The organism is Pseudomonas sp. Z1-12 (assembly GCF_051132015.1).
GTDB classification, from domain to species: Bacteria; Pseudomonadota; Gammaproteobacteria; order Pseudomonadales; family Pseudomonadaceae; genus Aquipseudomonas; species Aquipseudomonas zanjanensis.
In genome coordinates this window covers 483,714-497,595 of record NZ_CP071647.1, presented here as the reverse complement: position 1 = coordinate 497,595, position 13,882 = coordinate 483,714, and the positions used below count along the sequence as shown (strand labels likewise).

6 protein-coding genes are annotated in these 13,882 nt (G+C 62.0%); 4 read left to right on the top strand and 2 right to left on the bottom strand.

What is annotated here, in order from left to right; translation table 11 throughout:
- Together waaF and glnE are read right to left on the bottom strand one after the other, a co-directional pair.
- Positions 1–1,035 (bottom strand): lipopolysaccharide heptosyltransferase II, encoded by a 1,035-nt coding sequence (gene waaF / locus J3P85_RS02155; RefSeq protein WP_186708080.1) that lies wholly within the window; start codon positions 1,033–1,035, stop codon positions 1–3.
- A 477-nt stretch (positions 1,036–1,512) separates the two neighbouring features.
- Complete coding sequence (gene glnE / locus J3P85_RS02150; RefSeq protein ID WP_434704743.1) at positions 1,513–4,452, bottom strand: bifunctional [glutamate--ammonia ligase]-adenylyl-L-tyrosine phosphorylase/[glutamate--ammonia-ligase] adenylyltransferase; 2,940 nt, start codon at positions 4,450–4,452, stop codon at positions 1,513–1,515.
- Between the two features lie 382 nt (positions 4,453–4,834).
- Here glnE and aceE point away from each other — a divergent pair, with 382 nt between their 5' ends.
- The 4 genes from aceE (at position 4,835) to J3P85_RS02130 (ending at position 13,808) form a co-directional block, all read left to right on the top strand.
- Complete coding sequence (gene aceE / locus J3P85_RS02145) at positions 4,835–7,480, top strand: pyruvate dehydrogenase (acetyl-transferring), homodimeric type (protein ID WP_053117793.1); 2,646 nt, start codon at positions 4,835–4,837, stop codon at positions 7,478–7,480.
- An 11-nt stretch (positions 7,481–7,491) separates the two neighbouring features.
- Positions 7,492–9,120 carry a dihydrolipoyllysine-residue acetyltransferase gene (gene aceF, locus J3P85_RS02140; protein ID WP_434704742.1) on the top strand — a complete coding sequence of 543 codons (1,629 nt, stop codon included), beginning with the start codon at positions 7,492–7,494 and terminating at the stop codon, positions 9,118–9,120.
- Between the two features lie 420 nt (positions 9,121–9,540).
- On the top strand, positions 9,541–10,932 hold the full coding sequence (locus J3P85_RS02135; protein ID WP_434704741.1) for an alkaline phosphatase D family protein: 1,392 nt from the start codon (positions 9,541–9,543) through the stop codon (positions 10,930–10,932).
- 182 nt (positions 10,933–11,114) lie between these two features.
- Positions 11,115–13,808 (top strand): putative bifunctional diguanylate cyclase/phosphodiesterase, encoded by a 2,694-nt coding sequence (locus tag J3P85_RS02130; RefSeq protein ID WP_434704740.1) that lies wholly within the window; start codon positions 11,115–11,117, stop codon positions 13,806–13,808.
- Positions 13,809–13,882 lie beyond the last annotated feature (74 nt).

Here is a 13,882-nt window from a genome sequence, read left to right as displayed (position 1 = left end):
TTACCGGACCTCCACGGGGGTGCCCTGCAAACGCTCCAGGGCCTCGTTCACCGACGGCGGCATGAGCTGGCGCAGGCAATTGTAATGACCGAAACGGCAGGTACGATCGAAGCATGGACTGCACTCGATGCCCAGGCGCACGACTTCGACCTGGTCGGCCAGCGGTGGCGTGAAGCCTGGCGAGGTGGAACCGTAGACCGCCACCAATGGACGATTCAAGGCCGCGGCCACATGCATCAGGCCCGAGTCGTTGGAGACCACCGAGTCGGCGCAGGACAGCAGGTCGATGGCCTCGGCCAGGGAGGTGTCGCCACTGAGGTTCACTGACTCTTCCCGAAGACCCGGGATCAGCCGCGAGCGGATGTCCTCGCCCACCGGGTGATCTTTTTTCGAACCGAACAGCCAGACTTGCCAGCCTTCGCGAATTTTCGCCTCGGCCACCTGGGCATAGTGCTCCGCCGGCCAGCGCTTGGATTCGCCGAACTCCGCACCTGGACACAGGGCAAGCACTGGGCGATCCAGGCTCAGGCCGAACTTGGCCAGCGCCGCGTCACGGGTCACCGGGTCGATCCGCAGGCTCGGCCGCGGATACGGCTTGGGCAACTCGGAGCCAGGTTCGTAGGCCAGGGCCATGAAGCGCTCGATCATCAACGGATAACGTTCTTTGTCCAGCTTGCGCACGTCGTTGAGCAGGCCGTAGCGAAACTCGCCACGCCAGCCGGTGCGCTTGGGGATGCCGGCGAAGAACGGCACCAGCGCCGACTTCAACGAGTTGGGCAACAGGATCGCCTGGTCGTACTGACCGGCCAGGGATTTGCCGATGCGCCGACGGGTCGCCAGCTCCAGCGCGCCGTGGCCGAGCGGGAAGCTCAAGGCCTTGCGCACTTCGGGCATACGTTCCAGGATCGGCCGGCTCCACTCTGGGGCCAGGACGTCGATTTCGCACTGCGGATGACGCTGTTTCAAACACTGGAACAGTGTCTGCGCCATCACCATGTCACCGACCCAACTGGGCCCAACGATCAAAATATTCATGTGCTTTCCAAAAACGATACGGGGAGGCCTACGCCTCCCCGCCTCGAGAATCACTGTGGCTTAGGTCGTTGCCTGTTGCCCTAATCTACAACACACCGCCAATCAACTGTGGGAGCGAGCTTGCTCGCGAAGAGGCCGGCACCTCCAACATCAATTCCGCTTGACCCACCGCTTTCGCGAGCAGGCTCGCTCCCACAGGGCCCCGCATAGGTTTCAAGCTCTGCGCAACACCACAAATCCATTGTGGGAGCGAGCTTGCTCGCGAAGGGGCCAGCACATCCAACATCAATGTCGCCTGACACTCCACCTTCGCGAGCAAGCTCGCTCCCACAGGGGTCCTGCATACGTTTCCAGCAACGTGCAGCACCGCCAATCCATTGTGGGAGCGAGCCTGCTCGCGAAGGGGCCAGCACATTCAACATCAATGTCGCCTGACACTCCGCTATCGCGAGCAAGCTCGCTCCCACATTTAAAGCTTCAGCGCAGTCCCAGCTCCCGCCAGATCCGCATTACCTGCCGGCGCTCAGCCACGAACTGGTCGCCTGCGATCACCCCGGCATCTTTCTGCAAGGCTTGGCGGTGAGCGGCGGAGCGGTAGGCTTTGTAGGCCTCGCGCAACAGTGTCGCGTCTTCGGCCGGCATCAACCCGACTTCCTGCAACCCGTCCAGGATGCGGATGTTATCGGTGTAGCGCACCAGCGATGGATGCTCTTCGGACCACGCCAGGGCCGCGTATTGCACCATAAATTCAATATCGACGATACCTCCGGCATCCTGCTTGAGGTCGAAGGGCGCCGCGGCCTCGAAGGCATTCGGCGCGGTCCCGGCGGCGGTGGCCTTGCTGCCAAGGTTGTCACGCATCTTGGCGCGCATCTCGCTGACTTCCTGGCGCAGCGTCGGCAAGTCACGCTTGCGTCCCAACACCTGGACGCGGACCTTCTCGAAGGCCTGGCCCACGTCCTGACTGCCCACCAGCACGCGGGCTCGCACCAGCGCCTGATGCTCCCAGGTCCAGGCTTCGTTCTCCTGGTAGCGGGCAAACGCCCCGAGGGAACTGACCAGCAACCCCGACGCCCCGGACGGTCGCAGGCGCATATCCACTTCATACAACTGCCCGGAGTTGGTCTGGGCGGTCAGCAGGTGAATGATCCGCTGGCCAAGCCGGGTGAAGAATTGCGCGCCGTCGATGGGTTTCGGGCCGTCGGTTTCCGCCTGCGGGTCGCCATCGTGGATGAACACCAGGTCCAGGTCGGAACCATGGCCCAATTCCAGGCCGCCGACTTTCCCATAGCCGACAATAATGAAGCCCGGATCACACAGGCTGCCGTCGGTGCGCAACGGCACGCCGTGCTTGGCGGCCGTCTGGCGCCAGGCCAGGGCCAGCACTTGTTCGAGAATCGCCTCGGCCAGCCAGGTCAGGTAATCGCTGACCTTCATCAACGGCAGGCTGCCGGCGATTTCCGACGCCGCCACCCGCAGACGGTGCGCCAGCTTGAAATGCCGCAACGCCTCCATTTGCTGCTCCAGATCATCCTCGGGAATGCGCGTCAGGCGCTCACGCAACTCCGCCGCCAATTCTGGCGCCAGGGGCGGCTTGAACAGCCGGCCCTCGTTGAGCAATTCATCGAGCAGCAGCGGGAAACGGGTGATTTGCTCGGCAATCCACGGGCTCGCCGCGCACAGCGTCAGCAAGCGCCGCAGGGCCCCGGGGTTTTCCGTCAATAAGACCAGGTAGGCCGAACGGCGGGCCACAGCTTCTACCAAGGGCAGCACCCGCTCCAACACCAGGTCCGGATCGGCATGCTCCACAGCCTGGGCCAGCAGGCGTGGAATGAATGCATCCAGGCGTTCGCGCCCCAAGCGCTGCATGGCGCGCAATTGCGGGCTGCCGCGCAGGATGGCCAGGGCCTTGAGGGCTTTGGGCGCATCAACGAAACCGCCCTCTTCCAACTGACGGCACGCCACTTCTTCATTCTGGCTGTCTTCCCACAACGGCAACCATTCGCCGCCGACCACCACTTCGCTTTCACCGCCCTCTTCTTCATCCGGGTCGGCGATGACCTGGCCGAAATGCCAGGCCACGCGCCCGCGCCAGTACATCAATTGCTCATGAAAGGCCGACCAGTCGGCAAAACCCAGCATGAACGCAATGCGCGCCTGATCCTGCGGGCTGTCCGGCAGCATCTGGGTCTGACGATCGGCAATGGCCTGGATCGCATGCTCGGTATAGCGCAGGAATTCGTAGCCCTGGCGCAGCTCATCGATCACCTTGGCCGGCAGGTAACCCTGGCCCTCCAGGGTGTTCAACACCTTGAGCAGCGGCCGCTGCTGCAAGCTCAAGTCGCGTCCACCGTGGATCAGCTGGAACGCCTGGGCAATGAACTCGACCTCGCGAATGCCGCCCGAGCCCAGCTTGATGTTGTCGGCCATGCCCTTGCGCCGCACCTCCTGCTGGATCAGTTGCTTCATGGTGCGCAGCGCTTCGATGGCGGAGAAATCCAGGTAACGGCGATAGACGAACGGACGCAGCATGTCGAGCAGTTGCGCGCCGGCCACCTGGTCGCCAGCCACCACCCGCGCCTTGATCATGGCGTAGCGTTCCCAGTCGCGGCCCTGGTCCTGGTAATACTGCTCCAGGGCATTGAAGCTCAGCACCAGCGCACCGGCCGAGCCGTAGGGGCGCAGCCGCATGTCGACGCGGAACACGAAGCCGTCGACGGTCATCGGGTCGAGGGCCTTGATCAGGCGCTGGCCGACGCGGATGAAAAATTCCTGGTTATCCAGCGGCCGCTTGACGCCTACGGTTTCACCACCCTCGGGATACGCGAAGATCAGGTCGATGTCCGACGACAGGTTCAGCTCCACCGCCCCCAGCTTGCCCATGCCGAGGATGACCATCTGCTGCGGCTCGCCGCTGCGCCGCCCGGTGGGCGTGCCGAACTGCTGGCTGAGGCGCTGGTACAACCATTGGTAAGCCTGGTCGATGCAGGTGTCGGCCATGTCCGAGAGGTCGCGACAGGTCTGGACCAGATCGGCCTGGCGGGTCAGGTCGCGCCAGATGATCCGCACTTGCTGGCGGGTACGTTGGCGACGCAGGACGCGGCCCAGTTCGTCTTCGGTTTCGGCGGCCTGGACGGCAGCGCCGATCTGCGCACACATTTCGCCGGGTGCCAGGCTGCGGTCCAGTTCGCCGCTGCGCACCAGCTCCAGGAGCATCACCGGGTCACGAACACTCTGCTCGATGACAAAGTCGCTGGCGGCGGCAATACGGCTGAACGCCTCCCAGCGTTGCGGGGTCCAGGCCGACAGCCCATGATCGTCGTCGAGGCAGGCGACCGCCGCACGGAACGACTGCTCGGCACGACTGACCAATGACTGGAGAATTGCCGGTACTTCGACAAGCGAGGGCAGGCTCATGGTCTATCCTTGATCGGCGCGGGAAAGGCTGGATGTAGTGTTTTTTCAAAAGACACTACCTGATCGACTGTCGAACAAAGATGATAAATAGCTGAAAATCTGATTTTATTGGCAGCCGGCATCAAGTTTTTACCTGTTCGAGTTGGCTAAAGACCAACAGTAACGATTATTCTCACAACGAAACGAGGGGCCACGAGCCGCTCAGGTGTAGTTTTACTACTCGTCTATACATTCGAAAGGCTGAAACGGCCGACGATTTGTAGTAAAACTACACGCCGCCGAAACAACCTTCGGCAATCCAAGAATTTATATCGTCTGCCCACAAGGCCAGTCGCAAACTCAGGCAACCGATTCTGGTAGCCTTTCCGCCCTGGAGCAAGCCATGCAAGACCTCGATCCCGTCGAAACCCAGGAATGGCTGGACGCCCTGGAATCGGTTCTCGACAAAGAAGGCGAAGACCGTGCTCATTATCTGATGACCCGTATGGGCGAACTCGCGACCCGCAGCGGTTCGCAACTGCCCTACGCCATCACCACGCCGTACCGCAACACGATCCCCGTTACCCACGAAGCACGCATGCCTGGCGACCTGTTCATGGAACGCCGCATTCGCTCGCTGGTACGCTGGAACGCGTTGGCCATGGTCATGCGTACCAACCTGAAAGATTCTGACCTGGGCGGTCACATCTCCAGCTTCGCCTCCAGCGCGACGCTGTATGACATCGGCTTCAACTACTTCTTCCAGGCCCCGACCGACGAACACGGCGGCGACCTGATCTACTTCCAGGGTCACGCATCGCCAGGCGTCTACGCCCGTGCGTTCATGGAAGGCCGCATTACCGAAGACCAGATGAACAACTTCCGCCAGGAAGTGGACGGCAACGGCCTGTCCTCGTACCCGCACCCTTGGCTGATGCCGGACTTCTGGCAGTTCCCGACCGTTTCCATGGGCCTGGGCCCGATCCAGGCGATCTACCAGGCACGCTTCATGAAGTACCTGGAAGCTCGTGGCTTCATCCAGCCAGGCAAGCAGAAGGTCTGGTGCTTCATGGGCGACGGCGAGTGCGACGAGCCGGAATCCCTGGGCGCGATCTCCCTGGCCGGCCGCGAGAAGCTGGACAACCTGATCTTTGTCATCAACTGCAACCTGCAGCGCCTCGACGGCCCGGTTCGCGGCAACGCCAAGATCATCCAGGAACTCGAAGGCGTGTTCCGTGGCGCCCAGTGGAACGTCAACAAAGTCATCTGGGGCCGCTTCTGGGACCCACTGCTGGCCAAGGACGTCGACGGCATCCTGCAACGTCGCATGGACGAAGTCATCGACGGCGAATACCAGAACTACAAGGCCAAGGACGGCGCGTTCGTCCGCGAGCACTTCTTCAACTCGCCTGAACTCAAGGCCATGGTCGCCGACCTGTCCGACGACGAGATCTGGAAGCTCAACCGTGGCGGCCACGACCCGTACAAGGTCTACGCGGCGTACCACCAGGCGGTCAACCACAAAGAACAGCCGACCGTCATCCTGGCCAAGACCATCAAGGGTTATGGCACCGGTGCCGGCGAAGCGAAGAACACCGCGCACAACACCAAGAAAGTCGATGTCGACAGCCTGAAGCTGTTCCGCGACCGTTTCGACATTCCGGTCAAGGACAGCGAGCTGGAAAACCTGCCGTTCTTCAAGCCGGAAGAAGGCAGCGCCGAAGCCCGTTACCTGGCCGAGCGCCGTGCCGCCCTGGGCGGTTTCGTGCCGCAGCGTCGCGCCAAGAGCTTCAGCATCCCGACCCCGCCACTGGAAACCCTCAAGGCAATCCTGGACGGCTCGGGCGACCGTGAAATCTCCACCACCATGGCCTTCGTGCGGATCCTCGCGCAATTGGTCAAGGACAAGGAAATCGGCCAGCGCATCGTCCCGATCATCCCGGACGAAGCCCGTACCTTCGGTATGGAAGGCATGTTCCGCCAGTTGGGCATCTACTCGTCCGTCGGCCAGCTCTACGAGCCAGTCGATAAAGACCAGGTGATGTTCTACCGCGAAGACAAGAAGGGCCAGATCCTCGAGGAAGGCATCAACGAAGCGGGCGCCATGAGCTCCTTCATTGCCGCCGGTACTTCGTACTCCAGCCACAACCAGCCGATGCTGCCGTTCTACATCTTCTACTCGATGTTCGGCTTCCAGCGTATCGGTGACCTGGCCTGGGCCGCTGGCGACAGCCGCACCCGTGGCTTCCTGATCGGCGGCACCGCCGGCCGTACCACCCTCAACGGTGAAGGCCTGCAGCACGAAGACGGCCACAGCCACATGCTGGCCGGGACCATCCCGAACTGCCGCACCTATGATCCGACCTACGGCTACGAGCTGGCGGTGATCATCCAGGACGGCATGAAGAAGATGACCGAAGAGCAACAGGACGTCTTCTACTACATCACCGTGATGAACGAGTCCTACCAGCAGCCAGCCATGCCGGCCGGCGTGGAAGCAGGCATCGTCAAGGGCATGTACCTGCTCGAGGAAGACACCCGCGAAGCGGCGCATCACGTTCAACTGATGGGCTCCGGCACCATCCTGCGTGAAGTGCGTGAAGCGGCGAAGATCCTGCGTGAAGAGTTCAACGTCGGTGCCGACGTCTGGAGCGTCACCAGCTTCAACGAACTGCGTCGCGACGGCCTGGCCGTAGAACGCAGCAACCGCCTGCACCCTGGCCAGAAGCCAAAGCTGAGCTACGTCGAAGAGTGCCTGAACGGTCGCAAAGGTCCGGTCATCGCCTCCACCGACTACATGAAGCTGTTCGCCGAGCAGATCCGCCAGTGGGTGCCTTCCAAGGAATTCAAAGTGCTGGGCACCGACGGTTTCGGCCGTAGCGACAGCCGCAAGAAGCTGCGTCACTTCTTCGAAGTCGACCGTAAGTTCGTTGTGTTGGCAGCCCTGGAAGCCCTGGCTGACCGTGGCGATATCGAACCTAAAGTGGTGGCCGAAGCCATCGCCAAGTTCGGCATCGATCCGGAAAAACGCAACCCACTGGACTGCTGAGGAGAATTTTCGTGAGCGAACTCATTCGCGTACCTGACATCGGCAGCGGTGAAGGTGAAGTAATTGAACTGTTTGTGAAGGTCGGCGACCGTATCGAAGCCGACCAGAGCATCCTGACGCTTGAATCGGACAAGGCCAGCATGGAAGTGCCTGCGCCGAAGGCCGGTGTCATCAAGAGCCTGAAAGTGAAGCTGGGCGACCGCTTGAAGGAAGGCGACGAACTGCTGGAGCTGGAAGTCGAGGGCGCCGCTGCGGCGCCTGAAGCGGCCGCCCCTGCGGCTGCCCCGGCAGCGGCTGAAAAGCCTGCCGCCGCGCCGGCTGCCGAAGCGGCTCCCGCGCCCGCTGCGGCGCCTGCCGCTGCCAGCGTCCAGGACATCCATGTCCCGGACATCGGTTCGTCGGGCAAGGCCAAGATCATCGAAGTGTTGGTCAAGGCTGGCGACACCGTCGAAGCCGACCAGTCGCTGATCACCCTGGAATCCGACAAGGCCAGCATGGAAATCCCATCGCCGGCCGCCGGTGTGGTGGAAAGCGTCGAGGTCAAGCTGGACGACGAAGTCGGCACCGGTGACCTGATCCTGAAGCTGAAAGTAGCCGGCGCCTCGGCACCTGCAGCGCCTGCCCCGGCCGCCAAGGCTGAGGCCGCTCCAACACCAGCCGCCGCGCCTGCGGCCAAGGCTGAAGCAGCCCCTGCTCCTGTCGCCGCTGCGCCTGCGCCTAGCGGTGCCAAGGTGCATGCCGGCCCAGCGGTGCGTCAGCTGGCCCGTGAATTCGGTGTCGAGCTGTCCGCCGTAGGCCCGAGCGGCCCTCACGGTCGCGTGCTCAAGGAAGACGTGCAAGCCTACGTCAAGGCCATGATGCAGAAGGCCAAGAACGCACCGACCGAAGGCGCCACCGGCGGCGCGGGCATCCCGCCGATCCCGGCGGTGGACTTCAGCCGCTTCGGCGAAACCGAAGAAGTGGCCATGACTCGCCTGATGCAGATCGGCGCGTCGAGCCTGCACCGCAGCTGGCTGAACATCCCGCACGTGACGCAGTTCGACCAGGCCGATATCACCGAGCTGGAAGCTTTCCGCGTCGCGCAGAAAGCCGTGGCGGAAAAGGCCGGCGTGAAGCTGACCGTGCTGCCATTGCTGCTCAAGGCCTGTGCGCACCTGCTCAAGGAACTGCCGGACTTCAACAGCTCCCTGGCCCCAAGCGGCAAGGCTGTGATCCGCAAGAAATACGTGCACATCGGCTTTGCCGTCGACACCCCGGAAGGTCTGCTGGTACCGGTCATCCGCAACGTCGACCAGAAGAGCCTGCTGCAACTGGCTGGCGAAGCCGCTGCCCTGGCCGAAAAAGCCCGGAACAAGAAGCTCACCGCCGACGACATGCAGGGCGCCTGCTTCACCATCTCCAGCCTCGGCCACATTGGCGGCACCGGCTTCACGCCGATCGTCAACGCGCCGGAAGTGGCGATCCTGGGTGTTTCCAAGGCCACCATCCAGCCAGTCTGGGACGGTAAAGCCTTCCAGCCGAAGCTGATGCTGCCACTGTCGCTGTCCTACGATCACCGTGTGATCAACGGCGCCGCCGCCGCACGCTTCACCAAGCGCCTGAGCGACTTGCTGGGCGACATCCGCACCATCCTGCTGTAACACCGGGCGGCCCTCCCTTGGGAGGGCCATTCGGAGCACCGTTTCCGAGCGCCACGCTCGTACCTCAACCCCGTCCGTTTGGCGGGGCTTTTTTTGCCTGGAAATCAAGCCAGGTACAGGGATGCTGGATGGGCCGGCCTCATCGCGAGCAAGCTCGCTCCCACAAGGGTCTTGTGGTGCCGCACTGCACTTGAAACTGAAGAGCCCCTCCTGTGGGAGCGAGCTTGCTCGCGATAGCGGTATGTCAGACAGCCCGGCAATTTTCCTACCCCGCCAGTTTTAAATGACTACGCCCCCTGTAGTCATTCCCCACAACCCGCGCCCCCTTCCCTATCGATATTTATCGCCCGCCGAGCTTTAGCATCGAACCGCCAAGGCACCTTGATGGGTGCGCCATTAAAACTTCGAATGGATTCGAATATGTTCAAACCTACCGTCGGCCCGATTGTCGGGCACACGACCACGGACCATGCCCGGATATTCCTGCGCGGCGATCATGGCAACAGCCAGGTATTTGCCGGCATCCGCCACCGACGCCGAGGGAATACAGGCTGGTCGAAAGGGCAATTTGTCCAACTGAAGGCCTACCGCGACATGTCCGATGTCATCGTGTTGAAAGGTCTTCAACCCGACACCGCCTACGAATACCAGGCCGGCTGGTTCAGCCCCCTGAGCCCGACCCATACCGTGGAAACCATTCAGGAACTGCCCTTGCAATGGCCCAGGAACACCTATTGCTTGCGCACGCCGACCGATAAAACCGATGCGCCGCGGGCTTATATCGTGGGCTCGTGTCGCTACTTGCGGATCGTCGCCAACACCCCGCTGCTACCTGCCCTTGGGGATCGCACCTTCGCCGGCATCAATCGCGTCGTCGAACAAGCCGACCCGCCGATCAGCGCGGTATTGATGACCGGCGACCAGGTTTACCTCGATGACTTGAATGTCATCGGCCCGGACCGAGCCTATAAAAACATCCTCTTCAGATACCGAACGGTATTTGCCCAGCCGCAGATCAGCAAGCTGATGGCTGGCACCCCGACCTACATGATCCTCGACGACCATGAAATCGAAGACAACTGGCCCGCCAGGAGAACCGCCCAGGACGACCTCCTGTATGCCAATGCCATGAGCGCTTATCGGCTTTACCAGGCCAGCCACGGGCCCGTCCATGAACTGTCGGGCGACGGAACATTAAACAGGGCGTTGACCCGCTACTGGTACACCTTTGCCCACGGGGATATCCATTGGTTCGTTACCGACAGCCGGACGCAACGCAACCTGTCGGCGGACGACCGGCGCATCCTCGACCATGAACAGGAACAGGCCCTGCTTGAATGGCTCGTCAGCAGCCCCGCCCGGGTCAAGCTCGTCGTCACCAGTGTGATGTTTTTCCCAGACAGCAAGCGCAATGACGGCGATGCCTGGCAGGCGTTTCCGGCACAACGGCTGCGACTGCTGGACAGCATCCGCCGTCAGCGGATCAAAAACGTAGTGTTCATTTCGGGTGACGTCCACGGTTCCATGACCAGCCGGCTGCGGCACAGCGAGGATCCTGATTTCGAGGTCAACACCGTGGTTTCCTCGCCGTTCTACAACAGCAAACTGCTGCCTTTTGCAAAAGCCGCGGATTTTATTTTCCACCGGCCCATGGCCCGCACGGACAGCGGTGAGTACCGCTATGAACTGACCAGCGAAGTGGTGAGCCAGGACAACTTCGCCCACCTGCAGGTCACGGCGCAGAGCCTCCAGGTCACCTTCCACGACCGTGACGCAAGGCCCTTGCAGGCAGTCGATATCCCGCTGCGATGAACTTCCATGCCCTCTGATCGGCTGGCGACTGGAGAAATCCCGTTGTCGGCCGATAAAAGGTTTATAGCACTTGGCCTTCATCTCTCTTGTCAGCCAGTGCTGCAATGATGCAACCTTGCGCCAATCCGTAATAACGAGGGCGTCAGCCCGGCGCGATCAGCATTTTCGAAGCGAGTTTCCCCATGAAAAGCCAACCCGATGCCGCCAGCCGTATGGCGGCCGAGGTAGTGACGCAGTTACCGGTGCCCGCGCGGCTCGGTATGCTGCGTTTCGAACGGCTGAATGAAGCTAGCTGGGCGCTGTTGTTCCTCGACCCCAATTGCGAGCGACACTTCGGCCTGCCGGCGGTAGAGCTGTGCTCGCTGGTCAGTTCGCCCTACGCCAGCCTGATGGAGCCCGAAGCGCGCTATCAACTGCACGACGCCATCCAGCAGCAACTGGCCCAGGCCGCGCATTACCAGATTCGCTACACGCTCCACACCGCCAAGGGGCCGATGAACGTGCTGGAGACGGGCGAAGCCTATAAACAGCACAATCGCCACCTGCTGCGCGGCTACCTGCTGGTAGTGGACAATTTGCTGCAAAGCGAACCCTCCATGCCGGCCCTGGACCTGGAAACCCAGAACTCGCGCCTGCAGATCGCCCTGGAACTGAACCAGCGCGCCCAGCAAGAACAACTCCAGCATCTGGACCGCGTACGTGCCCAACAGGACCTGATCCTGCTACTGACCCGCCAACGCTACAGCGCCAACAATTCCCTGCTCGAAGCGGCTGAACTCATCACCCGCAGCGCCTGCGACATCTACCAGATCGATTGCGCCAGTATCTGGAACCTCGACGATGGCAAGCTGGTGCCGATTTCCGCCTATAACCGCGCGTCCCAGGAATATTTCCTGCCAGCGGTGATCGACGCCAACGAGTTTCCCGACTACATGGAGGCGCTGCAGACCTGCCGCGCCATCGACGCCCACAATGCGATGCGCGACCCGCGTACCCGGGAAATGGCCGGGAACCTGCGCGCTCGCGACGTCAACGCCATTCTCGACGCCAGCGTGCGTATCGACGGCCAAGTGGTGGGCGTGCTGTGCCTGGAACAAGTGGGCGCCACCCGCGCCTGGCAGTCGGATGAAATCGCCTTTGCCGGCGAGCTGGCGGACCAGTTCGCCCAAGTCATCAACAACCACAACCGACGCACCGCCACCAGCGCCCTGCACCTGTTCCAGCGGGCCGTGGAGCAGAGCGCCAACGCGTTCCTGCTGGTCAATTGCGACGGCGTGGTGGAGTACGTCAACCCAAGCTTCACCGCGATCACCCAGTACACCACCGAGGAAGTCCACGGCCAGCGTCTCTCGGAACTGCCGGCCCTGGAAAACCTCAGCGAACTGCTGTTCGACGCGCCCTCGGCGCTGGCCCAGAGCAATAGCTGGCAGGGCGAGTTCAAGAGCCGGCGCAAGAACCTGGAACCCTACTGGGGCCAGTTGTCGATTTCCAAGGTCTACGGCGACAACCGCGAGTTGACCCACTATATCGGCATCTACGAAGACATCACCCAGACCAAGCTGGCCCAGCAGCGCATCGAGCGCCTGGCCTACACCGACAATCTGACCAACCTGGGCAATCGCCCGGCGTTCATCCGCAACCTCGATGAACGCTTCGCCCGGGACAGTGACTCGCCTATCAGTCTGCTGCTGGTGGACATCGACAACTTCAAGCGCATCAACGACAGTCTCGGCCACCAGACCGGCGACAAACTGTTGATCAGCCTGGCCCGGCGCCTGCGCAACAGCTTGAGCCCCAGTGGCAGCCTGGCGCGCTTCGCCAGTAACGAATTCGCGGTGCTGCTGGACGACACCGATCTGGAGGCCGGGCAGCAGATCGCCAGCCAGTTGCTGATGACCCTCGACAAACCGATGTTCGTCGACAACCAGTTGATCAGCGTGACCGGCTCCGTGGGCCTCGCCTGCGCGCCGCTGCACGGTCGCGACCCGCAGACGCTGATGCGCAACGCCGGCCTTGCCCTGCACAAGGCCAAGGCCAACGGCAAGCACCAGGTCCAAGTGTTCACCGAAGCACTGAATGCCGAGGCCAGCTACAAGCTGTTCGTGGAAAACAACCTGCGACGCGCCTTGACCCAGAACGAACTGGACGTGTTCTACCAGCCCAAGCTGTGCCTGCGCAGCGGCCGCCTGCTGGGCATGGAAGCGCTGCTGCGCTGGAATCATCCGGAAAAGGGCATGATCCGCCCGGACCAGTTCATCAGCGTGGCCGAAGAAACCGGCCTGATCATCCCCATTGGCAAATGGATCGCCCGCCAGGCCTGCCGGATGAGCAAACAGCTGACCGCCGCCGGCCTGGGTAACCTGCAAGTGGCGATCAACTTGTCACCCAAGCAGTTCTCCGACCCGGACCTGGTCGCCTCCATCGCCAGCATCCTCAAGGAGGAACAACTGCCGGCGCGGCTGCTGGAACTGGAGCTGACCGAAGGCCTGCTGCTGGAAGCCACCGAAGACACCCACTTGCAGCTCGACCAGCTCAAGCGCCTGGGCCTGACCCTGGCCATGGACGACTTCGGCACCGGTTATTCGTCCCTCAGCTACCTGAAGAAATTCCCGATCGACATCATCAAGATCGATCGCAGCTTCATCCATGAGATCCCCGACAACCAGGACGACATGGAAATCACCTCGGCGGTGATCGCCATGGCCCACAACCTGAAACTCAAGGTCGTGGCCGAAGGCATCGAAACCGCCCAGCAACTGACGTTCCTGCGGCGTCATCGTTGCGACGTCGGCCAGGGCTACCTGTTCGACCGGCCAATCCCTGGCGCGGAGCTGATCGAAAAGCTCAAGCGCTACCCGCGCGGGCCTCTGGTCTGACAGCTGCGTATAGCTTGCGGCGGCTTTTCTGAGGCACACTGACGGTCTATTTCGCTCAAATCCATCTGACTGAG